Annotated in this window: 20 protein-coding genes and 1 tRNA gene; 12 read left to right on the top strand and 9 right to left on the bottom strand. The window is 68.9% G+C overall.

Features of this window, described 5'->3' with window-relative positions; translation table 11 throughout:
- Position 1: 1 nt before the first annotated feature.
- Both N1032_RS21475 and nikE read left to right on the top strand, forming a co-directional pair.
- The gene (locus tag N1032_RS21475; RefSeq protein ID WP_259542198.1) at positions 2-937 is read left to right on the top strand and encodes an ABC transporter permease; all 936 of its coding nucleotides are present in this window, start codon (positions 2-4) and stop codon (positions 935-937) included.
- Entirely contained in the window at positions 934-2,790 is a 1,857-nt protein-coding gene (nikE, locus tag N1032_RS21470) for a nickel ABC transporter ATP-binding protein NikE (RefSeq protein ID WP_259542197.1), read from the top strand. Before N1032_RS21475 ends, nikE begins: the two co-directional genes overlap by 4 nt.
- A gap of 342 nt (positions 2,791-3,132) precedes the next feature.
- Here the strand turns inward: nikE and N1032_RS21465 are convergent, their stop codons facing one another.
- From N1032_RS21465 to N1032_RS21430, 8 genes are read right to left on the bottom strand one after another with little or no spacing between them, the layout of a single operon-like run.
- The gene (locus N1032_RS21465; protein ID WP_259542196.1) at positions 3,133-4,158 is read right to left on the bottom strand and encodes a GNAT family N-acetyltransferase; all 1,026 of its coding nucleotides are present in this window, start codon (positions 4,156-4,158) and stop codon (positions 3,133-3,135) included.
- Complete coding sequence (locus N1032_RS21460) at positions 4,158-5,948, bottom strand: ABC transporter substrate-binding protein (RefSeq protein ID WP_259542195.1); 1,791 nt, start codon at positions 5,946-5,948, stop codon at positions 4,158-4,160. Before N1032_RS21460 ends, N1032_RS21465 begins: the two co-directional genes overlap by 1 nt.
- A gap of 48 nt (positions 5,949-5,996) precedes the next feature.
- A complete protein-coding gene (locus N1032_RS21455; RefSeq protein WP_259542194.1) occupies positions 5,997-6,998 on the bottom strand; it encodes an ABC transporter permease in 1,002 nt (333 codons plus the stop codon).
- Positions 6,999-7,005: 7 nt separating this feature from the next.
- Complete coding sequence (locus tag N1032_RS21450; RefSeq protein WP_259542193.1) at positions 7,006-7,977, bottom strand: ABC transporter permease; 972 nt, start codon at positions 7,975-7,977, stop codon at positions 7,006-7,008.
- Positions 7,974-9,623, bottom strand: a complete 1,650-nt coding sequence (locus tag N1032_RS21445) for a dipeptide ABC transporter ATP-binding protein (RefSeq protein WP_259542192.1) — start codon at positions 9,621-9,623, stop codon at positions 7,974-7,976. The genes N1032_RS21450 and N1032_RS21445 overlap by 4 nt, the downstream gene beginning before the upstream one ends.
- Positions 9,624-9,626: 3 nt before the next feature.
- Positions 9,627-10,970: an NtaA/DmoA family FMN-dependent monooxygenase gene (locus tag N1032_RS21440; protein ID WP_259542191.1), complete on the bottom strand. Its 1,344-nt coding sequence runs from the start codon at positions 10,968-10,970 to the stop codon at positions 9,627-9,629.
- Positions 10,967-12,073: an LLM class flavin-dependent oxidoreductase gene (locus N1032_RS21435; RefSeq protein ID WP_259542190.1), complete on the bottom strand. Its 1,107-nt coding sequence runs from the start codon at positions 12,071-12,073 to the stop codon at positions 10,967-10,969. The genes N1032_RS21440 and N1032_RS21435 overlap by 4 nt, the downstream gene beginning before the upstream one ends.
- Positions 12,073-13,401 carry an LLM class flavin-dependent oxidoreductase gene (locus tag N1032_RS21430; RefSeq protein ID WP_259542189.1) on the bottom strand — a complete coding sequence of 443 codons (1,329 nt, stop codon included), beginning with the start codon at positions 13,399-13,401 and terminating at the stop codon, positions 12,073-12,075. Before N1032_RS21430 ends, N1032_RS21435 begins: the two co-directional genes overlap by 1 nt.
- Before the next feature lie 269 nt (positions 13,402-13,670).
- On the opposite strand from N1032_RS21430, the gene N1032_RS21425 reads away from it, so the two are divergent.
- The 5 genes from N1032_RS21425 to N1032_RS21405 all read left to right on the top strand — a co-directional run bounded on the left by N1032_RS21425 (position 13,671) and on the right by N1032_RS21405 (position 19,465).
- A complete protein-coding gene (locus tag N1032_RS21425) occupies positions 13,671-14,696 on the top strand; it encodes an LLM class oxidoreductase (RefSeq protein WP_259542188.1) in 1,026 nt (341 codons plus the stop codon).
- Positions 14,693-16,084, top strand: coding sequence for an O-acetylhomoserine aminocarboxypropyltransferase/cysteine synthase family protein (locus N1032_RS21420; protein WP_259542186.1), 1,392 nt, complete (start codon positions 14,693-14,695; stop codon positions 16,082-16,084). The genes N1032_RS21425 and N1032_RS21420 overlap by 4 nt, the downstream gene beginning before the upstream one ends.
- Positions 16,084-17,352 carry an acyl-CoA dehydrogenase family protein gene (locus N1032_RS21415; protein ID WP_259542185.1) on the top strand — a complete coding sequence of 423 codons (1,269 nt, stop codon included), beginning with the start codon at positions 16,084-16,086 and terminating at the stop codon, positions 17,350-17,352. The genes N1032_RS21420 and N1032_RS21415 overlap by 1 nt, the downstream gene beginning before the upstream one ends.
- A gap of 104 nt (positions 17,353-17,456) precedes the next feature.
- Positions 17,457-18,437: an ATP-grasp domain-containing protein gene (locus N1032_RS21410; protein WP_259542184.1), complete on the top strand. Its 981-nt coding sequence runs from the start codon at positions 17,457-17,459 to the stop codon at positions 18,435-18,437.
- Positions 18,434-19,465, top strand: coding sequence for an LLM class flavin-dependent oxidoreductase (locus tag N1032_RS21405; protein WP_259542182.1), 1,032 nt, complete (start codon positions 18,434-18,436; stop codon positions 19,463-19,465). Before N1032_RS21410 ends, N1032_RS21405 begins: the two co-directional genes overlap by 4 nt.
- 60 nt (positions 19,466-19,525) lie before the next feature.
- Here the strand turns inward: N1032_RS21405 and N1032_RS21400 are convergent, their stop codons facing one another.
- Complete coding sequence (locus N1032_RS21400; protein ID WP_259542180.1) at positions 19,526-19,867, bottom strand: carboxymuconolactone decarboxylase family protein; 342 nt, start codon at positions 19,865-19,867, stop codon at positions 19,526-19,528.
- 275 nt (positions 19,868-20,142) lie between these two features.
- On the opposite strand from N1032_RS21400, the gene N1032_RS21395 reads away from it, so the two are divergent.
- From N1032_RS21395 to N1032_RS21375, 5 genes are all read left to right on the top strand, one after another.
- A tRNA-Cys gene (locus N1032_RS21395) sits at positions 20,143-20,216 on the top strand.
- A gap of 121 nt (positions 20,217-20,337) precedes the next feature.
- On the top strand, positions 20,338-21,246 hold the full coding sequence (locus N1032_RS21390; protein ID WP_259542178.1) for a MetQ/NlpA family ABC transporter substrate-binding protein: 909 nt from the start codon (positions 20,338-20,340) through the stop codon (positions 21,244-21,246).
- Between the two features lie 94 nt (positions 21,247-21,340).
- Positions 21,341-22,393, top strand: a complete 1,053-nt coding sequence (locus N1032_RS21385; protein WP_259542175.1) for a methionine ABC transporter ATP-binding protein — start codon at positions 21,341-21,343, stop codon at positions 22,391-22,393.
- 2 nt (positions 22,394-22,395) lie between these two features.
- Entirely contained in the window at positions 22,396-23,055 is a 660-nt protein-coding gene (locus tag N1032_RS21380) for a methionine ABC transporter permease (RefSeq protein WP_259542174.1), read from the top strand.
- A 148-nt stretch (positions 23,056-23,203) separates the two neighbouring features.
- A partial coding sequence (locus N1032_RS21375; RefSeq protein ID WP_259542173.1) for a beta-class carbonic anhydrase occupies positions 23,204-23,500 on the top strand: 297 nt, incomplete at its 3' end.

Below are 23,500 nucleotides of genomic sequence, written 5' to 3'. Positions count from 1 at the left end.
GATGAGCGTTCTGCAGAGACCGGCCGGTGAGGCGGTCGCCGCGCTCTCGGGGCCCGGGCGGGAACCCGGTTCCGGACGTGGCCGTTCCGGTCGACGCCGCCCGCGATCCCGAGCCCGCGTCAACACTCAGGTGGTGATCGCGCTCGCGCTCATCGCCGTGTTCGTGTTGCTCGCCGTGTTCGCGCCGCTGATCGCGCCCTACGATCCGGTCGCCGGCGACGCCTCGCAGAAGTACCTGCCCGTCGGCTCCCCCGGGTTCCTGCTCGGCACCGACGAGCAGGGACGCGACATCCTGAGCCGGCTGATCTGGGGTGGGCGCACCTCGATGCTCGTCTCCCTGATCGCCGTGGTGGCCTCCACTCTGGTCGGGAGCGCCCTCGCCCTGACCGCCGGTTTCGCGAACGACCGCGTCGCGGGCCTGATCATGCGCTCGATCGACGTGATGTTCGCCTTTCCGGTGATCATCGCGGCGCTCGCCTTCGCCATCATCCTGGGCCCGGGCCTGCTCGTGGTGGTGCTCGCGATCGTGTTCGTCGCGACGCCGTACGTGACCCGGATCGTGTTCGCCGAGGTGAAACGACATCGCGGGCGGGAGTACGTGGAGGCGGCCGTTTCGCTGGGCGCCGGGTTCTGGTCGATCCTGTTCCGCGAGGTGCTGCCGAATGTGGCCGGGCATATCGTGGTCTACGCCACGGGGCTGGTCGGCGCGATGATCGTGTTCTCGTCGAGCATCAGTGCGCTCGGCATCGGAGTGCAGCCGCCCGCCGCCGACTGGGGGCGGATGATCTCGGAGGGCGCGAAGGTCATCATCTCGGGCAACGTGACCGTGGCCCTGCTGCCCGGGCTGGTGGTGCTCGTGGTGGCGCTCGCCTTCAACTGGCTGGGAGACGGGCTGAACGACGTGTTCGATCCGCACAAGAGGAGGTCGCGGTCGTGACGGATCTGGATGTGGCGAAAGCGCAGGCTAGGGCGCCGCGGCTCCCGGGTGACCGGCCAGCTCCCGTGCCGGCCCTCGAGGTGTCCGATCTCGTCGTCGAGTTCGGCACGGGAGAATCCGCGACGCGAGTCGTCAACGGCATCGGGTTCTCCATCGCGCCCGGTGAGTCGTTCGCCCTGGTCGGCGAGTCCGGATCGGGCAAGAGCATCACCGCCGCGTCGATCCTCGGCCTGCTGCCGGATGACGCCCGCATCGCGAGCGGCTCGATCCGGCTCGGCGGCGACGAGCTCGTGGGCCTCGGCTCGAACGCGCTCCGCAGTTATCGCGGTGCGCGCGTGGGGATGGTCTTCCAGAATCCGCTGGCGTCGCTCGATCCCTCGTTCAAGGTGGGCAACCAGCTGCGCGAGATCATCCGCATCCATCGCCCCGACGTCCGGCGTGCACGGCAGGAGCAGATCGCCCGCGAGTGGCTCGGTCACGTCGGCATCGCGGATGCGCCCAGGGTGCTGGCGGCGTATCCGCATGAGCTGAGCGGCGGGATGCGGCAGCGGGTGATGATCGCGATTGCGAGCCTTTCCCAGCCCGCACTGCTGATCGCCGACGAGCCGACGACGGCGCTGGATGCGGTCATCCAGAAGCAGATCCTCGATCTGCTACGGAGCGTCATCGCCGAGACCGGCAGCTCGCTGCTGATCATCACGCACGACTTCGGGGTGGTGTCGTACGTGGCCAATCGGGTCGCGGTGATGAAGGAGGGGCGGCTGGTCGAGCAGGGGCCGCGCGCGTCGGTGCTGTCGGCGCCGCGCGAGCAGTACACCCGCACGCTGATCGATGCGGTGCCGGAGATCGGCACGCGCTTCGCGCTCGAGCGGGCGGGGCAGCCTCGACGGCTCGGGGTGCGGGCAGGTACATCCTCATGCGCGGCGCCCGAGGATGCGGCGGCCGTGGCGATCGGGGCGGAGGCCGTTTCCGCAGAAGGGGAACACACGGCCTCCGCTCCGATCCCGGCGCCGCCCATCCTCACCGCCGATCGTGTGCGCAAGGAGTTCGTGGTGGGCGGTATCGGCACCGGCCAGTCCAAGCGCTCCTTCCTGGCGGTCGACGAGGTCTCGCTCGAGATCCGGCGCGGCGAGGTGTTTGGCCTGATCGGGGAGAGCGGATCGGGCAAGTCGACCTTCGCCAGGCTCGCCGGCGGCCTGCTGCCGGTGAGCGGCGGCGCGGTCGACTTCGCGGGTGCTCCCCTGTCGGCGCTGAAGGGCCGATCGCTGCGCGCGCTGCGGCCGCGGTTCCAATACGTGTTCCAGGATGCGACGAGTTCGCTGAATCCGCGCGTCACGGTCGGCGAGCAGATCGTGCGCCCGGTGGTGCGGTTCGGCAAGGCGCGGTCGGTTCGTGAGGGCCGGGCACGGGCATCCGAGGTCCTGGATCTGGTGGGTCTTCCGGCCTCCTATTTTGAGCGCTACCCGCACGAGCTCTCGGGTGGTCAGCGTCAGCGCATCGGCATCGCGCGGGCGCTCGCGCTCGAGCCGGAGCTGCTCATCCTGGACGAACCGACCTCGGCGCTGGACGTGTCGACGCAGGCGACCATCCTGAATCTGCTGCTGGACCTGCGCGAACGGCTCGACCTCACCTATCTGTTCATCGGGCACAACCTGGCCGTGATCGAGTTCGTCTGCGACCGCATCGGTGTACTGGAGGCCGGTCGTCTGGTCGACGTCTTCGACGCGCCCGACCTCTTCTCGCCCGAGCGCAGTGCTGTCACGCGCTCGCTGCTCGGGGCCATCCTGCCCATCGAGCGCTCTGCGACCACCCTGCTTAGGGGTTCAAGCGCCGATATGAGCCCGTCACTATAGGGCGGCGTCCGTGCCTATCCCCGCGAGCTGAAGGTAATTGTCGCTCCATGGGCCTGTGCTGGAGTGCAGCTAACAGTCGGGCTGACGCCAGCGAGATCAGGGAGGCCTCGACGTGGACCTGGAAACCAGGACGCGCCGACTGCTATCCACCGGCCGCAGAAGGCCAGGGCGGGCTCGGCGTCGCCAACTCCAGAGCCTCACGGTGAACTTGCAGATCTCGACTACCCATTCGACTCATCCCAACGAGAGCTCCAAGTCCCGAAGGCGCGCGTACCCCGTTGATCTGGCCCGAGTGCCTCCACTCCTGTTCAAGGAAACCTGGGCTCACGCCCGGTGTGGCCGTTACGACCGACGACTATAACGGTAGGCAGCGTTCTCGCTGATGGTGTGGTATCCGACGGAGTCGTACAGACGGGCGGCCGCGTGCTCGTTCTGCGTGTCGACGCCCAGGGAGGCGGCCGGGAGGCCGGCCTCGAGGGCACTGCGCCAGACGTGTCGCAGCAGGTGGGCCGCGAGGCCGCGCTTGCGCCAGGGGGCGCGCACGCCGATGTAGTCGGTGTGCGCGTTGACCTCTCGGTCGCCGAGCGAGTCGTCGGTGTAGTTCGAGCCGAGCGTGAAGCCCGCCACCACCGGGCGGCCGCTGGCACCGAGGCCCACAGTGGTGTCGATCGCGGCGAACGAGAAGCGGGGCTCGAACACCGGGCCGGCCAGATGGTGCCGCCAGCCATCCGCGGTCTTGCCGAGCTCGCCGAAGTGCCGCAGGAACGTCTCGTACTGCGCCTGGCGCACCGCCTCGCCGAGGTCGCGCGAGACGACCTGCGACCAGTCGAGCACCGTGATGCCGGGCATCGGATCGACCTGCCGGTCGGCATCCGTCAGCACCCGTCGCTTTCCCCAGAAACGGGCCTCAATGTCGAAGCCCGCGGTCAGGAGTGCGTCGCTGACCGGCGACGTGTCCGCCGAGGCGAAGATCTGCAGCGCCGGCACGTGGCTGTTCTCCCGCTCGAACGCGGCCGTCAGCGCGGAGACCGCCGCCTGCACGACCGGGGCGGGCACCTCGGGACCCACCGTGGCGGCCGCGTTCTGTACCGCGGCCGTCGAAGAGGGCTGATAGAGCACCGTAAACCCGCGGATCTCGCCCGTGCCCGAGCGCAGCACGCGGCTGTGCTCGGGCACGCGGCCGGCGAAGACGTCGGCGAGGCCGGCCGGGCTGGCGGGGAACTTGCGCCCCCCGCCGTCCCGCACCGAGTCGACGAATTCGGCCAGCGCCGTGAAATCGCTCTCGCGCGCCGGCTCCGCCCGCCAGCCGGGCGCCTCGGGGGACACCTCGAGCGCGCCCTCCAGAACGACCGGCTGCAGCCCGCTCATCAGTCCACCACCTGCAGCGAAGCCCAGTCCGGCCCGTTGCCGAGGCTCGACCAGGTCCAGTTGGCGACCCGGGCCGAGGAGGGGAACACCCGGATCGTCTCGAACAGCGGCACCCAGGCCACGTCTTCGCTAGCGATGCGGTTGGCTTCCTGCCAGAACGGCTCGGCCGCCTCGGCGGTGGGTGCGTCAAAGGCCTTCTCCACCTCGGCGTTCAGGGCGTCACTGTGGTAGTTCACGCCGTTCCAGACGTAGCCGGGGTTGAAGTCGGAGTTCAGCCAGCCGCCCACGATCATCCGCGAGCCGTTGCCCTGCCAGTCGGGCGAGTAGCCGCCCTGCGCGATGTCCCACTGGCCGCGCTTGGACTCGTCGGCGAGGCTCGCCGAGTAGTCGGCGGCCGGGATCGGCACGAGGTCGAGGGTGATGCCCGCGCGCTTCACCGACTCCTGCACGGAGGTCCAGATCTTCTCGTTCTCGGGCGAGATGGAGTAGGCGGCCTTCAGCTCCAGGTCGGGGTATCCGGCCTCCTTCAAGAGCTGCTTCGCCTTCTCAGGATCGCCCTCGTCGTTCTCCGACGGGAAGTAGTCGGTGTCGTTGTAGCCGAGGAGCGTGCTGGTGAGGATCTCGCTGCGCGCCTTCGCCGACACCTCGCCGCCACGACCGCGCACGATGTCGGCCTTGTTCACCGCGTACTCGAGCGCCTGGCGCACCTTCAGGTCTTTCAGCGCCTTCTGGCCGTCCGTCAGCGGCTCGCCCTCGTTCGGGTTGTTGATGCTGATGAAGGTCTGCGATCCGCTGGGCGAGATGTGCAGGTTCTCGGGCTGGGTGTCCTGGTAGCTCTGCACCACCTGGGCCGGGTACGGGGAGACGTAGAAGCCGATGTCGACTGTGCCGGTCTGGATCGCCTGCGACACCGCGTCCGCCGTGGAGTAGCTGAAGTCGATCTCGAAGCGGTCGATGTAGGAGGGGCGCGGATCGCCTTCGGCGTTGTAGTCGGCCACCTTGGTGATGGCGATCGACTTGTTGGGCTCGTACGACTCGATCTTGTACGGCCCGCTCGAGACGTAGTTCTGGCGGTACTCGAGGCTGTCGGGGAAGTACTGGCTCACCACCTCCTCGGGCAGCGGCGACACGAAGTTGAGCGTGAGCACGTCGAGGAAATCGTTGGCCGGCTGCGTGAGCGTGAGCTGCAGCGTCTTGTCGTCCAGGGCCTTCACGCCCGGGATGTCGTTGGAGTCGATAAAGGCCTTCACCGCCGCTTCGTCGCCCACCGGCACCTCAGCCTCGAACTTCTCGCGGTAGCCCACGAAGCCGTCGAGCAGGGCGTTGTAGTAGGTGATGGCCGAGACCTGGTTGTTGGGGTCGGGGAAGCGCTTGATGGCGTAGACGAAGTCCTCGGCCGTGATCTCGCGGTCGCTGGCGCCGGAGTAGTGGATGTCGTCGCGCAGGTGGAACGTGTAGGTCAGCCCGTCGTCGCTCACGTCCCAGCTCTCCGCCAGGTCGGGCACGACCGTGGTGTCGTCGCCGATGCCCTCGGTGCTGCCGGGGTAGGTGACCAGCTGGCGGCTGAGCAGGCGCACGACCTGCCAGTCCTCGGTGTAGTAGGCCGTCTGGGTATCGAGCGCGTGGAAGTCGTTGATGGCGCCCACCTTGAGGGTGCCGCCGTAGTGCGGTTCGCCGGAGGCGGCCGCACCGGTCGACTCGGCGCTCACGGGGCCGGTGCAGCCGGTGAGCAGGAGAGCTGAGGCGCCGAGCGCCGCGCCTAGGACGAGAAGTCTTCGGGAGAGTGACATGCTGTGTTCCTTTCTAGGTAGTGCAGGATGCTCCGCCTGCGGCCGCGCCTACTGGCGCGCGCTGCGGGCGTAGGTGATGAGGTCGACCACGAAGGTGGTGATCACGAAGACGACGGCGCTGAACAGGGTGATGCCGATCACCACGGGTGCGTCCCCCGAGCTCGCCGAGGTGACCGCGAGCCGGCCGATGCCGTCGATGCCGAACACCTGCTCGGTGATCACGGCGCCGCCGATGATGGCCGCGAGCTCGATGCCGCCGAGGGTAAGCACCGGGTTGAGGGCGCCGGAGAGCGCGTGGCCGAAGTAGATGCGCCGATCCGAGAGCCCCTTGGCCTTGGCTGTGCGGATGTAGTCCTGGTTCACGACCTCGAGCACGGAGCTGCGGATGACGCGCTGGAAGATCGCGATCTCGGCCAGTGCAAGGGTGAGCCAGGGCAGGATCAGGTGCCTCGCCCACTCCCCCGGCGATTCGGTGATCGGCACGTACCCCGAGCTCGGGAAGAACCGGAAGCCGGCGAGCGACAGCTGGTAGAAGAGGAAGTAGATCAGCAGCATGCCCGTTACGAAGGTGGGCAGCGAGAGGAAGGTGTACGAGAAGCCAGAGGTGACCTTGTCGAACCAGCCGCCCTGCCGGCGGGCCGCGAGCACGCCGAGCAGCACCGAGAAGATCACCCAGAGCATTAAGGCGCCGGCGGCGAGCGAGAGCGTGGCCGGGATCTTCTCGAGCAAAAGCTCTGTGACTGGCCGCTGCTGCTGGTAGGAATAGCCGAGACTCGGCGGCCAGTTGAGGAAGCCAGTGGGGGTGCCCTGGATGTCGGGGCCCTTCACGAAGTAGCCGAACAGCTGCTCGTACCAGGGGCGGTCGATGCCGTAGGCGCGGGCGATCGAGTCGATCGTCTCGCCGGAGGCGTTGGGCGGTGCGAGGTTCTGCGCGGGGTTGGTGAAGGCCACCTGGGTGAGCACGAAGGTGACGATCACCACGGCGATGACGGTGATGAGCATCCGGGTGAGGCGGGTGCGCAGAAATTGCGTGCGGGCGAAGGCGGTCATGGCGGGCCTACTTCCCCGTGGAGGTGGGATCGAAGCGGCGGCGCAGTTGGGTGCTGACCAGGTTGAAGCCGAGGATGGTGATGAACAGCGAGATCGCGGGCGCGAGCAGCAGCCACGGCTGGTACTGGTAGAGGCCTGTCTGCTGCGCGTTGGCGATCATGGTTCCCCAGCTGGGGGTCGGCGCCTTGATGCCGACGCCGAGGAAGGAGAGCGAGGCCTCGCCGATGATGTTCGCGGGCAGCTGCACGGCCCAGTAGATGATGGCGGCGGGCAGCACGTTGGGCAGGATCTCGGTGAGGATGATGCGGGTGCGGCCGGCGCCGGATCCGATGGCCGCGTGGATGAAGGAGCGCTGCTTGATCTCGATCACGAGGCCGCGGACGAGGCGGGCGAAGTAGGTCCAGGAGAACAGCGCCACGATGCCGATCACCACCCAGGCCGGGTCGATCACGTCGTCGCCCTGCGGCCCTCGGTTCAGCGTCACCACGCTGAGCGCCGTGATGAGGAAGGGGAAGGCCAGCGCGATGTCGGTGAAGGCCGAGAGCGTGTTGTCGGTGCGGCCGCCCACGAAGCCGGCGATCAGGCCCACGGCCGTGCCAACCACGAGGGCGATGGTGGTGGAGACGATGCCGATGAACAGCGAGACCTGCGCCCCGTAGAGGGTGCGCACGAACACGTCGCGGCCGCTGTCGTCGGCGCCGAGCAGGAAGCCGTTGCCGCCGCTGATCGGCAGGCCGGTGTCGCTCAGCGACTCATCGGGGAACTGCTCGATCGGGCCGTGGCCGACGATCGCAGCCACCAGCGGCGCGGCGATCGCGCCGAGCAGCACCAGGCCGATTAGGGCGAGGCCGGCGATCGTGGCGGGGTCGCGGAAGAAGGCGCGGCGGCGGGCGGCGGCGGTGCCGGACGCGGGATCCTTGGGGCCACGGTCCGGCCCGGTGAGCTTCGGGATGCTGTCCCGGCGCGCGAGGACCGTCATCGCGTGCTCACCTCGGCCTCGTCCAGTCGCGGGATCGCGTCGAGCAGCGTGCGGGTGTAGGCCGAGCGCGGAGCGGTGAACACCTGTTCGGTCTCGCCGATCTCCTCCACGCCGTTCGGGCCGAGCACGATCACGCGCTGCGCGATCGCGGCCACCACCCCGAGGTCGTGGCTGATGAACAGGAACGCCGTGTGCAGCGACTGCTGCAGCGAGAGGATGAGCTCGATGATCTCGACCTGCGTCGTGACGTCGAGTGCCGCGAGCGGCTCGTCGGCCACCACGAGCCGCGGCCCGAGGGCGAGCGCGCGGGCGATGGCTACGCGCTGCTTCTGGCCCCCGGAGAGCGCGACCGGATAACGGTTCAGCAGCTCGTCGCCGACGACCGTGCGCCGGGCGACCTCGGCCACCCGCTCGCGCATGGAGCTCTTCGACCAGCCGTTGGCCTCCAACGGCGCGGCGATCGACTGGAAGACGGTACGTCGCGGGTTGAGGCTCGCGTACGGATCCTGGAACACCAGCTGCACCGAGCGGCGCACCTCGGCCGGGAGGTGCGGCACCTGCGTGCTCACCTTCGTGGGGTAGGCATGCCCGTCGAGCAGAATTTCGCCCGAGTCGGCGAACTGCAGGCCCGCGATGACCTTGCCGACCGTCGACTTGCCACTGCCGGACTCCCCCACGATGCCGACGATCTCGCCGGCGCCGACCGTGAAGTCGAGCCCGGTGACGGCGGGCGTGACGCGGGAACCGCGGCGGTAGTGCTTGGTGAGACCTCGCACGCCCAGCAGGGGCTTAGGCTCGGCCTCGGCGGGGCCCGCATCCGTGGCCCGGATCGGGCGTACTCGGGGCCGGATGCGGGCGCGCGAGGCTTCGAGCAGAGCGCGGGTGTAGGGCTCCCGCGGCGCGAGCGCCACCTCGTCGCGTGGGCCGCTCTCGACCAGGCGCCCGTCTTTCAGCACCACGATCGCGTCGGCGATGCGCGAGACCACCGCGAGGTCGTGCGAGACGAACACGATGGCGGTGCCGTGCTCGCGCTGCAGGCGGCCGAGCAGGCCGAGAATGCCGGCCTGCACGCTGACGTCGAGCGCCGTGGTGGGCTCGTCGGCGATGATCAGGGCGGGGTTCAGGGCGATCGCGATGGCGATCATCACCCGCTGGCGCTGACCGCCGGAGAGGTGACCCGGGTAGTGCTGGGCCTTCTGCGCCGCATCCTGGATGCCGACTTCGCCGAGCAGCTCGAGCACGCGCGCCCGGCGCGCGGCCGGCTTGAGCGCGGTGTGCTCGGCGATCACCTCCTCGATCTGGCGACCGACGGGTTTGAACGGGTGCAGGTTGCTTTGCGGGTCTTGGAAGACGAAGCCGATCTCCTTGCCCAGGATGCCGCGGCGCTGTTTCGGGGTGGCGGCGAGCAGGTCGTGCCCCCGGAACCGCACCGCGCCCTCGGTGCGGTGGTCGCCGTTCAGCAGGCCGGTGGCCGCGAGCAGCGAGACCGATTTGCCCGATCCTGATTCCCCGACGATCGCCAGGGTTTCGCCCTCGTCCACGGCATAGGAGAGGGAGTCGACGGTGCGCGCGGGCGTCTGGTGCCGTTCGGGCTGGTCGGGGTCGAGGAAGGAGACGCTGAAGGCGTCGAGTTCGAACAGCGGCATGGCTCAGCGATTCGTCGTGTAGCGGTTGGCGGGCGGGGTGAGGCCGAGGTGGTCGCGCAGCGTCGATCCGGAGTACTCGTGCCGGAAGAGGCCGCGCTTCTGCAGCAGGGGCACGACGTGCTCGACGAATAGCTGCAGCTGGTCCGGCGCCACCGGGGGCTGCAGGATGAAGCCGTCGGCCGCGCCGTTCTCAAAGCGGTGCTGGATCTCGTCGGCGATGCGCTCGGGCGAGCCCACGACTCGCAGGCCGAACGCTGAGATGGTCTTGTAGAGGAACTCGCGCAGGCTCGGGTTTCCCTCGGTGGCGAGCGTCTTGTAGCCCGCGAGCGCGGTGTGGTGCTTCTCCGAGGCGGCGGCGAAGCGGTCGAGTGGGACCGGGCCGTCGAGCGGATGGCCGGTCACGTCGATGTCGACCTCTTGCAGCCAGGCGGCCTGGTACTCGGGGATGAAGCTCTCCTCTACGACCTTCTCGTAGCGCTGCGCCTCCTCCTCGGTGGAGCCGACGACGAAGGAGAGGCCGGGCGTGACGATCGGCAGGGTGCGGCGGCCGGCATCCCGGGCCTGTTGCGTGATACGTCGGTAGAAGTCCTGGCTCTGCGCGAGGGTCGGGTGCCCCGTGAAGATGGCGTCGGCGTGCCGAGCGGCGAAGGCGGTACCGGCGGTGGAGGCGCCGGCCTGGAAGATCACAGGCTGACCCTGAGAGGAGCGGGTGGAGCCGAGCGGCCCCGCCACGTCGAAGGCCTCGCTGTGGTGGTCGGCGCGATGCACCTTCGAGGGGTCGGTGTGGATGCCGCGGGCCCGGTCGGCGATCACGGCATCGTCTTCGAAGGAGTCCCAGAGCGTCTTCACGATCTCGAGCACCTCCTCGGCCTGACGGTAACGGTCGTCGTGACCGACGACTCCGCGCGAGCCGTAGTTGGCTGCGGCGGCCTCGGAGAAGCTCGTGACGAGGTTCCAGCCGGCACGGCCGCCACTCAGATGATCAAGCGAGAGCAGCTGGCGGGCGAGCGTGTAGGGGGCCTGAAACTGCGAGGATCCGGTCACCACGAGGCCGAGGTGCTCGGTGGCTGCCGCGAGGAACGCCGTGGTGGTGAGCGGCTCGAAATCGTCGGGCACCTTGTGTGCCCAGGTGCCGTCGGGGCCGAAGTTGAGGCCGTCGGCGAAGAAGATGCCGTCAAGCAGACCCGCCTCGGCGACCTGCGCGGTCTCGACCATGCGCTGCCGGCGGCTCGCCACATCGGAGCCGACTCCGGGCACGCGCCAGGCGCCGGCGAGGCTGCCGGGGGCGTGGCCGAAAACGAGGAGGTGGAGTTCGCGCTCGCGCTCGCGCGGGGTGGCGGCGGTCATCGGGCGGCTCCCGCGCCGGTGAGGACGTCGGCTCCGGCGACCGTGCCGGCCGTGACATCCGGACGCCAGCCGAGCGACGGACCCACCTCGCCTACCAGGGCGTCGATCTGCCGCCGCGCGTGCTCCGCGTCGAAGGTGTCGTGGAAGGACGCGTTCGCCACCAGGTGCGTGCCGAAGTCGCGTAGCACCGGATCGGCCCGAATGCCGTCCACGACGTCCGAGGGCGATCCGTAGATGGCCACGCTGTCGAGGTAGTCGCGCACGGAGAGTCCCTTCAAGGTGGTGTTACCGCTCTGCGCTCCCCGCTCGGCGAGGAACGGCAGCTTCGGGGCGAGAACCGGTTCGACCTCGCGCACGACGTCGTTCTTGTCATCACCGAGATAAAGGAAGCGGAAGGCGCCGACGCGCGGATCGGACTGCGGATGCACGCGCGTCAGCTCGTCGACGTAGGCGGCAACCTTCGGATGCTGGCCCGCCCCGGCCGGATCGAAAAACGCCCCCACCTGGATGCCGTGGTCCGCGCGCGCGGCTGCACGGGCGCGCTGCTCGGAGGTGACGCCCTCCCAGACGCGGCGCGGAAGTCCCGGAAGATACGGCTGCAGGCGCGGGCCCGCAACATCCGTGGTCCCCGTCGAATCGGTCGTCAGCGACTCGCCCGCCAGAGCCGTGTTAAGGCGCGCCAGCTTCTCGTCGTAGAGGCGGTGGCGGTCGTCGCCGTTCAGGCCCCAGGCCTCGAAGGCGCCGAGGTTGGCGCCGCCGGTGCCGAGGCCGAGGTGCAGGCGGCCGCGAGCGAGCACGTCAAGCACCACCGCATCCTCGGCCAGGCGCAGCGGGTCTTCGAGCGGCAGCGACACGATGCCCGTGCCGAGCGCGATGCGCGCGGTCTCGCGTGCCACGGCGGCGAGCAGCACGAGCGGCGAAGGCACCGGCCCCGGCGTGATGTCGAAGTGGTGCTGGCCCACCCACACGCCGTCCAGGCCCACCTGCTCGGCGTAGCGGATGGTGGCGATCACCTCGTCGTAGAGCCGGGCCGTGGCCTCCGGGGTCTTGTCGCGGAGGCCGAGGTTGAAGGCGAAGCCGAGCTTCAACGGTGCGCGGCCCATCAGGCGAACTCGGGGGCGGTGGCGAGACCGGGCGTGCGGCCGAACCCCGGGGTGGGCGACGAGGCCTGCAGGTGGCCGCGCAGTGTGTCGGTCTCGTACTCGTGGCGATAGAGGCCGCGAGCGCGCAGGATCGGCACGAGCTCGTCGGCGATCACCTCGAGCTGATCGATCAGCCGGTCGGGCTGCAGGTTGAAGCCGTCGATGGCGCCGGAGTAGAACCAGTCCTCGATCTTGTCAGCGAGCTGCTCGGGCGTGCCCGCGAAGCCGCCGTGGCCGGAACCCGTGTAGCGCGTCTCGCGCAGGTACTCGCGCACGGTCGGCTTCGACTGGCGGATGCGCTCGAAGATCGACTGCCGGAAGCCGATGCTGCCCCGGAAGGTCGAGACGTCCAGCGGCGCCTCGAGCAGCTCGGCAGGGAAGGGCTCGTCGAGCTCGAGCGTCGACACGTCGTGGCCGATGGCCTGCGAGAGCCAGAGCACCGAGTAGGCCGAGGGGCCGAGGTCGTGGATCTCGTCGACCCGGCGGCGCGCCTCCTCCTCGGTGCTGCCCAGGGTGAGCAGCAGGCCCGGGAGGATCTTCACGGCATCCGGCGAGCGCCCGAAGTCGACCGCGTTCTGCTTCACCTCGCGGTAGTGCTGGAGCGCGCCCTCCTTGGTGAGCTCGGCGGCGAACACGCCCTCCCCCACCCGGCCAGCCAGCGCGCGGCCTTGGGGCGATCCGCCGGCCTGGAATATCACGGGGCGGCCCTGCTCCGACGGCGGCACGTGCAGTCGGCCTTCCAGGTCGAAGTGGCGGCCGTGGTGCACCACGTCGTCTCCGGTGCGCGCCGACTCCCAGAGCGCGATCACCAGGTCGGCGAACTCCGAGCCGCGCTCGTAGCGGTCGCCGCGGCCGAGCACCTCGTCGAGGCCGAAGTTGTTGGCCGACCCGGTGTCGCGCGAGGTGACCAGGTTCCAGGCGGCACGGCCGCCCGTCGACACGTCGAAGCTCAGCAGCCGCTCGGCGAGCTCGAAGGGGTCGTTGAAGGTGGTGGAGGCCGTGGCGATCAGGCCCACCTGGCTGGTCGCCCGGGCAACGTGCGACCAGATGATCGTGGGGTCGAGGCGCGTGTTGTTGGCGTCGTAAGAGGGGTTGCCGAGGATCGGGCCGTCGGCGAGGAAGATGGCGTCGAGGGTGCCCCGCTCGGCGAGCGCGCCGATGCGCCGCCAGTAGTCGGGGTCGGTGGGCGCATGCGTGTGCAGCAGGTTGCTCTGCCAGGCGGCGGGCAGGTAGCCAAGCGTCAGCACATTGATTCCGAGGAGAACGTGCCCCTCGCGGCGTTCGGACATCAGGAGCTCCCTTCGCTCGGCACGCTGCCGAATCGGATGACGTCGAGGCGACGGTAGAGGATGCCGCGGCGCCGCGGAGGAGGCGGCGGGCGCGGGCGAAACATTGCTCAACAGAGCGCGCGAAACGCGGCGAATGTGTCGCCGGATGACCCGGCAGAGGTCGTGCGGTCGGACCGTTTCCTAGCCTGGCGGCATCGATCGCGCGAGCAATCGCATCCGGCCGGTCGCCACAGACGGCCCGGTTCCGATCAGAGCAGAAAGGATGCGCCATGACGCACATGACGAGGCGGCTGCTGGCCGTCGGGCTGAGCGGGCCGCACCTGGTGGCGCTCACCGGGCAGCCGGGATGGGCGGCCGAACTCGACGGGCTGGGCCTAGCGTTCATCGCGCTCGGGGTCGACCGCGTGACCGAGCCGGCGGACGGCGCCCCCCTTGGCAGCACCGTGGACTCCAGCGTCGCGGCCACGGTGTTCGCCACCGATGCCCCGAACACCGCCGTCGTTGTGGTGGCGGCGCCGCACCGCGACCACCCGTACAACCTCGGCCGCCGGGTCGCCTCGCTCGACCACCTGAGCTCCGGCCGCACCGGACTGCTGCTCGGCGAGCGCGACCGCTACGCTCCCGCTGCCGATGCGGGCCGCGAGTCGTGGAGCGGCGCCCGCCTCTCGCAGGGCGCCCCGCTCGAGCCGGCCACCACCCGCGACGCCGCGCTCGCGCTGCAGAAGCTGTGGCAGAGCTGGCCCGCCGACACCATCGTGGGCGACCGCACCACCGGCATCTACGCCGAGGCCGAGCGGATCGTGCACATCGATCACGACGGCGTCTTCTCCATCGCCGGCCCGCTCAACGTGCCCTCGACCCCGCAAGGCGCGCCCGTCATCGGCTGGGTGGCCGACCGGGCCGAGCAGCTCGAGGCCGCGGCCGGCGCGGCCGAGCTGCTCGTGGTGCCCGCGAGCCTGCTGTCGTCGGCTCTCACCGTCTCGCCGGCGGTTCCGGTCTTCGCGCTGGTGCCGGTCGATACCGACGCCACGGCGCACGAAGTGGCGGCGGCGATCGGCGCGCTCGACCCGCGCGCGAACGTCCTGCTGGTTCCGGATGCCCGGCTCACGGCATCCGGGATCGCCCTGCTCGTGCGCGACCTCGGGGTGCTCTTGCCCGAACTCGCCGCGCCCCACGGCGACGCTGCACCGGCCACGTCGACCCTGCGCGATCGGCTCGGACTCGGCTCGCCCGCGCCGCTGCTCGCGGGTGCCCGCTCCGCCTTTCCCGCTCCGTCCGCGGAGGTGGCCCGGTGAGCGGCGACGGCCGCGAGCCGGCATCCGTCGCCGAACCGCACTACGACTGGGACGGTTTCGGCTTCGACACCCGGCAGGTGCACGCCGGTGAGCTGCCGGAGCCCGGCTTCGGTTCGCGGATCACGCCGATCCATCTCTCCAACGCTTTCCGCTTCGACTCGTTCGACCAGACCCACGGCAGGTTCGCCGGCACCGACGAGGGCCAGCTCTACTCCCGGCATCTCAACCCCACGAACGTGGTCGCCGAGCGGCGGATCGCCTCGCTCGAGGGCGGTACGGGAGCGGTCGTCGTGGGCTCGGGCACCGCCGCCATCAGCTCGGCGCTGATCGCGCTGGTCGAGGCCGGCGACCACTTCGTGTCGACGGCGAGCATCTACAGCGGAACGCAGATCCTGTTCAACCGGGCGCTCAAGCGGCTGGGCATCACGGTCGGCTATGTGTGGGACCCGGACGACGAGGCCGAGTGGGAGGCCGCGATCCGGCCGGAGACCAAGGCGATCTTTACCGAGACGATCCCGAATCCCAAGAACGACATCGTCGACATCGAGCAGGTGGCCCGCATCGCCGCTCGGCACGGACTGCCGCTCGTGGTCGACAACACGGTCGCCACGCCGTACCTGATCCGGCCGCTGGAGCTCGGGGCGAGCATCGTGGTGCACTCCTCGACCAAGTTCCTCGGCGGGCACGGCGCCGGCATCTCGGGGGTGATCGTCGACGGCGGCACCTTCGACTGGCGCGCCTCGGGGCGCCGCTATCCGCTGCTCACCGACGAGCAAGTTCCCGGCGCGCCCTCGTTCCTCGACCGGCTCGGCGACGAGCACGCCTTCGAGGCGTACCTGCGGCTGACCGTGGTGAACGACCTCGGGCCGGCGCTGTCGCCGTTCAACGGATTCCTACTGCAGCAGGGCATCGAGACGCTGTCGCTGCGGCTGGAACGGCACCTCGACAACGCGCGCACGATCGCGCTCTGGCTGGCGGCGCAACCCGAGGTGGAGTCGGTCGATTTCGCAGGCCTACCCGGGCATCCGCAGCACGAGCTCGCCGAGCGACTGTACGGCGGTCGCACCGGATCCGTGTTCGCGTTCACGGTAGCCGGCGGCCTGGTAGGCGCGCGGGTGTTCATCGACCGGCTGCAGGTGTTCTCGCGGATGACCAACATCGGCGACGTGCGCTCGATGGCGATCCACCCGGGAACCACCACCCATCTTTCCTTCGACGCCGAGAAGACGCAACGGCTCGGAATCACGCCCGGACTCATCCGCCTCTCCGTCGGCATCGAGACCGTCGACGACCTCATCACCGATCTCGGAAACGGGCTGCGCGCGGTGCGCGACGCCGGACTCGTACCCCATCTCTCGCTCGAAACCACCGCCCCTGGAGGCCACTGATGTCTGCAACCGCCACCGCCACCGACCTGCTCCTGCCCGCCACCGCCACCGACGCCGAGCTCTCGGCGCGCTTCCAGCCGGTGTTCGACCGGATCGCCGCCGGCAACCTCGAACGCGAGAAAAACCGCGTGTTCCCGCATGAGCAGGTGCGCTGGCTGATCGACGCCGGGCTCGGCCGAGTGCGCATCCCGGTCGCCCGCGGCGGCTTCGGGGCTTCGCTCCGCCAGACCTTCCAGCTGCTGACGGATCTTGGCGAAGCGGATCCGAACGTCTCGCACGTCTGGCGCAACCACCTGGCATTCGTCGAAGACCGGTTGAACGCCGAGCCGTCGCCCACGAACGACGTCTGGATCGACCGCCTGGTGACGGGCGAGTTCGTGGGCGGCGGCTGGACCGAAGCGAACAACGGCTCGTTCTCGAGCCTCAAGACCATCCTCTCGCCAGCTCCGGACGGCGACGGCTGGCGCATCACGGGCGCCAAATTTTACGCCACCGGCAGCCTCTACGCCGACTGGCTCGACGTGATCGGCCGCACCGAGGAGGGCCGCATCATCACGGCGCTCGTGCGCCGGCACCAGCCGGGCGTCGAGCTTATCGACGACTGGCCCGGCTTTGGCCAGCAGACCACGGCCAGCGGCAGCGCGAACTACACCGACGCCCACGTCGACGCGGCCGACCTGTTCCCGGCGTCCGAGCGCTTCAGCTACCAGGCGCTGTTCTACCAGACCTCACTGCTGGCCATCCTGGCCGGGATCACCCGCGCGGCCCAGCGCGACGGTATTCAGGCGCTCACCGCCCGCAAGCGTAACTACAGCCACGGGCTGGCCGAGAACGCGGCCGAGGATCCGCAACTGCTGCAGGTGATCGGCCGGGTGTCGGCGCTCGCCTTCGGCGCAGAGGCCGCCGTACAGCGCTCTAGCGCCACGCTCGACCTGGTGGCGGCCGCGCACGCGGGGGCGCTCGCCTCCGGTGACCGCGCGGGCGAGCAGGAGGCGCTGATCTTCGCAACAGTCGAGACCACACGCGCTCAAGTCGCCATCATCGAGTCGGCGCTCACCGCCACCACGATCGTATTCGACGCGCTCGGCTCCTCAGGCGTCTCAAAGGATTGGGCGATCGACCGGCACTGGCGCAATGCCCGCACCCTCGCCTCGCACAACCCGCGCGTCTACAAGGAGCGAATCCTCGGCGAGTGGTTCGTGCACGGCACCGACCCCACCAAGATCTACGGCGAGCTCACCGACTCCGCCGGCGGCCAGAGCGCCTAAAGGCACGTATCCAATTCTGACGCGACCAGAGATTACGGATGGATAAGAAGATGTATGGGTCAAATGAGGATCTCCACCGAGGGGCTTCCGAGGGCCGTTCGAGCGTGTCAGCCAACTCACCGTCTGTGCACATCCTGCACGACAACCCCGAGTGGATCCCACCGCTCGGCGCCGCCCTCGACGCCGCCGGTGTGCCCTGGCGCGAGTGGCCCCTCAACGATGGTTCGTACGACCTCGGCGAGCTGCCGCCCGAGGGTGTGTTCTGGTCGCGGCTCAGCGCCTCGGCGCACACCCGCGGTGCGACCCACGCGAAGGATGCGGCGCGGGCCCTGCTGCGCTGGTTCGAGGCCTCGGGCCGCCGGGTCGTCAACGGCAGCCGCGTGGTCGAGCTCGAGGTGAGCAAGGCCGCCCAGTACGCGGCCCTGCGCGCGGCCGGCTTCGACACCCCGCACACTGTCGTCGTCATCGGCACCGCCGACCTGAAAGCGCGCGCCCGCGAGCTGCCGCTGCCCTTCATCACCAAGCACAACCAGGGCGGAAAGGGCCTCGGGGTGCGCCGTTTCGACAGCCTCGCCGAGTTCGACGGCTATGTCGACGGGCCCGACTTCGAGCATCCGGTCGACGGCATCACGCTGCTGCAGGAGTACATCGTCACCGCGGAGCCCTTCGTCACCCGCGCCGAGTTCGTGGGCGGCCGCTTCGTCTACGCCGTGCGGGTCGACACCAGCGCGGGCTCGTTCGAGCTCTGCCCGGCCGAGGCCTGCGCGGTGCCCGGATCGGGGCCGGATGCGGCCGAACCCGCCCCGCTGTTCACCGAGCGCCGCGACGTCGACGCCGCGCATCCGCTGATCGTGAAGCTCGAGGCCTTCCTCGCGGCGCAGGGCATCGAGGTCGCCGGGGTCGAATTCTTCGAGACCGCTGACGGCCGCCTGCTGCCCTACGACATCAACACGAACACGAACTACAGCCCCGACGTCGAGGCCGTGACGTCGCGCTCGGCCGCGGCGGCGCTGGCCGTGTTCCTCGGCGCCGAACTGGCGGCGTGCGCGGAAGCGGTCGCGGCGTCCGAGTCGGTGACCGCGTGAGGTTCGGCTACTGGACCCCGGTGTTCGGCGGTTGGCTGCGCAACGTCGAGAACGAGGGAACGCCGCTCACCTTCGCGCACCTCGCCGAGATCGCGCAGACGGCCGAACGGGTGGGCTTCGACCTCACGCTCGTGCCCGAGCTGAACCTCAACGACATCCGCGGCTTCGAGGGGCCGACCTTCGACGCCTGGGCGACGACCACCGCTCTCGCGGCGGTCACCTCGTCACTCGAACTGATGGTCGCGCTCCGGCCGAGCTACCACCCGCCGGCGCTGGCGGCGAAGCAGGCGGCGACCATCCAGGCCATCGCAAAGGGCCGCTTCACGCTGAACGTGGTGTCGGCCTGGTGGGCCGAGGAGGCGCGGCAGTACGGTGTCGAGTTCCGCGCGCACGACGACCGCTACGCGCTCACCGCCGAGTACGTCGAGGTGCTGCGCGGCCTCTGGACCCAGACCCCCTACAGCCACCACGGCACCTCCTTCGACTTCGAGGGCACCTACCTCGAGCCGAAGCCCGAGGTGCAGCCGCTGATCTACGCCGGCGGCGAGAGCGAGGCCGGTCGCGCTGCGATCGCGGGCTTCGCCGACGCGTACCTCAGCCACGGCGGCACGGTCGACGAGCTGGCCACGAAGATCGCCGACATGCAGGCGCGACGGGCGGCCCTCGGGCGCGAGCCGTTCGAGCACTTCGGCATGGCGGCCTACGCCATCGTGCGCGACACGGAGGAGGAGGCCCAGGCCGAGCTCGAGCGCATCACCGACGTGCAACACGGCGCGGCCTACGAGTCGTACCAGGACTTCGTCTCGAAATCCCAGCTCGACACCGTCATCGACCTCAAGGACTACTCCGTCTCCAACCGCGGCCTCCGCCCCGGCTTCGTCGGCACCCCCGCCCAGGTCGCCGCGCGCATCCTCGAGTTCGAGGCCGTCGGCGTCGACACCCTCCTGCTGCAGTTCTCCCCCGCCCTCCCCGAGCTCGAGCGCTTCGGCCAGCAAGTCATCCCACTCGTCAAAGCCAGCTCGATCTGACTCCGGGCAAAGACCTGCTCTAAGCAAGATGGCCATCCGGGCGCGGCCCCCGGGCAGGGTTTAGTGCTCGTGCACTCCTGCAAGTTTGAACGCGAGACGCCCGTGCGCGTATCCGCCTCCAGCTCGGATCGCTGTAGCCACCCAGGCGGCTTCCGCGAGCTCGCCCTCGGACGCGCCGGCCTTCACGGCGTTCTGGCTGTGTGCGTCGATGCAGTACACACACTGCGTGGTGATGCTCACCGCCAACGCGATCAGCTCACGATACTTCAAAGGAATCTCCCGATCCTGCGGCTGGAACACCGTTGCATCGAACGCGGCGAACGCGGCGAGAATGTCCGGCGTCTCCTTCTTGTAAACAGTCGTGAATTTCTTGTCCTCGTCGCGATCGAAGTAGTCGGACATGATTTCCTTTATCTATGGGGAGTGAGCCGTACTGAGAGGCGGACCACGGACCGCAACACGGAAATATTCAAATCGGCCGGTTCACGGCGTCCTCACACGAGCGACAACATTGAAAGCGGCCCCTTCCTGCTGGCAACGCCTCAAGGAAGTTCCAGATTCCCGGTAGCGCGACTGATTGCATGTCATTGGATGTCTTCGCGCGGCCAGCCGCTGCGACATAGTTCGACACGTCCGTCCGTCACCGGGTAGCTCAGGCGATGATCGGTGTGAGTTATCGCGGTGTGCCCGAGTGGTGAGGGAGCGGCCTGCAAAGCCGTCTACGCCGGTTCGATTCCGGTCACCGCGTCCACACCATCCGCGCAGCCCGCGGGTGGGAGTTCGGTGGCCAGTTGTTCCCTGTTGTTACGCTCTCGAAGCGGTGGGTGGGCTGGTCAGCCTATGGTTCTGTCGTACCACCGAGAGGAAACACCATGTCCATCAGCAAGAAGCTCCTGGCGGCGACCGTCGCCGTCCCCCTCATCGCCCTGCTCGCGGGCTGCGCATCCGGAGGCGCCGGCAGCACGGCATCCGGCGACAGCGGCAGCACTGAGACCGTCAAAATCGGCGTCGTGGGCGCCAGCGACCCCTACTGGGAGACCTACAAAGAAGCCGCTGACGAGGAGGGCATCACGGTCGACATCGTCGACTTCACCGACTACGCCCAGCCGAACCCGGCACTCACCGAGGGCGAGCTCGATCTCAACCAGTTCCAGCACATCGTCTACCTGGCCCAGTACAACGTCTCGAGCGGCGAAGACCTCACCCCCATTGGGTCGACGGCGATTTACCCCCTTGGCCTGTACTCGACCAAGTACGACTCGGTCGACGAGATCCAGGAGGGTGACACCGTGGCCATCCCGAACGACGAGTCGAACCTGGCCCGTGGCTTGCTCGTGCTGCAGTCGGCGGGTCTGGTCGAACTGAAGGACGGCGGCAGCATCTTCGCCACTCTCGATGACATCGACGAGGCGAAGTCGAAGGTGAAGGTCACGACCCTCGAGGCCTCGCTCACCCCGACGTCGCTTCCGGATGTCGCGGCGGCGATCATCAACAACGACTTCGTCGAGGACGCCGGCCTTACCGCCGAGGATGCGATCGCGCAGGACGACCCTTCCGACCCGAACGCGCTGCCGTACGTGAACATCTTCGCCGCGAAGGCCGAGGACGCCGACAACCCGACGTACCTGAAGCTGGTCGAGATCTACCAGAACACCCAGGCCGTGCTCGACGGCGTGCAGGAGGCCTCAGGCGGAACCGCGGTGTTCCTCAAGACCCCCGTGGCCGACCTGCAGGACTCACTTACCAAGGTCGAGGAAGACACCGCAGCCCACTCGGGCTAGATTTCGCACCTCGATGGGGTCCGGCGCGTTGCAAACGTGCCGGACCCCATCTGCGGTTCTCACTCACCGTCTTACCGACCCGGAACGGACTGCCATGGCTCTCGTCAGCTTGCGCGACGTCACGAAGACCTTCCCGCCGTCCCAGCGAGGCGGGACCCCCGTGACCGCCATCGACCGTGTCAGCCTCGACATCGAGGCCGGCGACGTCTACGGCATCATCGGCTACTCGGGAGCCGGCAAGTCGACCCTGGTGCGCCTCATCAACGCGCTCGAGTCGGTCAGCTCGGGAAGCATCCTCGTCGACGGAGTGGAGATCAACGGCCTCCGCGAGTCCGAGCTGCGCCGACTGCGACTGGGCATCGGGATGATCTTCCAGCAGTTCAACCTGTTCAACTCAAAGACGGTGTGGAACAACGTCGCCTACCCGCTGCGCGTCGCCCGCACACCGAAGCACGAGATCGGGCCCCGCGTCGACGAGCTGCTGAGCTTCGTGGGTCTGAGCGACAAGGCAAAGAACTACCCCGAGCAGCTCTCGGGTGGGCAGAAGCAGCGGGTGGGCATCGCCCGCGCCCTCGCGACCTCACCGCGCATCCTCCTAGCCGACGAGTCGACGAGCGCTCTCGACCCGGAGACCACCCAAGAGGTGCTGGCGCTGCTCAAGCGGGTGAACGAGGAGTTCGGGGTGACGATCATCGTCATCACGCACGAGATGGACGTGATCCAGACCCTCGCCACCAAGGTCGCGGTGATGGATGCCGGGAGGGTCGTCGAGCACGGCGACGTCTTCGACGTCTTCTCCCGCCCACGCGAGCTTTCGTCGCAGCGATTCGTGTCGACGGTCGTGCGCGGGGTGCCGTCGCCGTCGGAGCTCGCCGTGCTGCGCGAACGGCACCACGGGCGGATCGTCACCCTCTCGTTCCGCGACGGCAACACGTCGCAGGGCGATGTGTTCCTGAGGCTCGCCCAAGCCGGCATCGAGTTCGAGCTGGTCTACGGCGGCATCAACGACATCCGGGGGCAGGTGTTCGGACACCTCACGCTCGCGCTGCGGGGCGACCCGCCGGCGATCGACGCCGCGCTGAGCGACCTCACCACCACCGTGGAGATCACCGACCTCGGGGTCACGAGCAGCGGATCGGGGGCCTGATCGTGGACGATCTGATCCAGCTCCTGCCGAAGCTCGGCCAGGCCACAGTCGAGACCCTCTACATCGTCGCGCTGAGCCTTCTGTTCGGCGGGCTCGGGGGCCTTCTCGTGGGCCTCGGGCTGTACACGACGCGCCCCGGCAACCTCTATTCGAGCCGGGTGGTCTACGGCATCCTGAACGTGATCGTAAACGTCTTCCGGCCGATCCCGTTCATCATCTTCCTCGCGGCGGCGCAACCCTTGGCCCGCCTCGTGGTGGGCACCGGAATCGGCAATACCGCGATCATCTTCACTCTGTCGCTCGCAGCGACCTTCGGCATCAGCCGCATCGTCGAACAGAACCTGCTCACCGTGCAGCCCGGCGTGATCGAGGCGGCGCGATCGGTAGGTGCCAGCCGGTCGCGCATCATCCTCACGCTCGTGATCCCTGAGGCGCTCGGCCCACTCGTGCTCGGCTACACCTTCGTGTTCGTGGCGATCGTCGACATGTCGGCCGTTGCGGGCTACGTCGGCGGCGGCGGTCTCGGCACCTTCGCGATCCAGTACGGCTACCGGCAATTCAACCCGGCCGTCACCTGGGCGGCGGTGCTCGTGATCATCCTGATCGTGCAAGCCGTACAGTTCCTGGGCAACTGGCTCGCCCGCAAAACCCTCCGCCGCTAACCAACGAGTTCGGACCAGACGCCATACCGGATTGGTGGCGCCCCTGCACGGCGTCTTTGTTCGACCCACTCCCCTCAGCAGCGAAGTCAAAGCGTATCGTCCCGATTGGGCGCCGACCCTCCGGCGCCACGACGGAAGGACGACCATCATGACTGTTACCGACGAACTCCTCACCAACAACGCCGCGTACGCCGCCCAGTTCACCGGGCCCCTCCCCCTCCCGCCGTCAAAACAGATCGCCGTCGTGGCATGCATGGACGCCCGCATCGACGTCTATCGTGTCCTCGGCCTGAACGAAGGCGAAGCGCACGTCATCCGCAACGCAGGCGGCGTGATCACCGAAGACGAGATCCGCTCCCTCGCGATCAGTCAACGACTACTCGGCACCAAAGAGATCATCCTCATCCACCACACCGACTGCGGCATGCTCACCTTCACCGACGAC

Source organism: Herbiconiux daphne (assembly GCF_024979295.1).
Taxonomy (GTDB): domain Bacteria; phylum Actinomycetota; class Actinomycetes; order Actinomycetales; family Microbacteriaceae; genus Herbiconiux; species Herbiconiux daphnes.
Note: the sequence above shows the minus strand (reverse complement) of the source record. Positions and strands in the feature narration are given on the sequence as shown.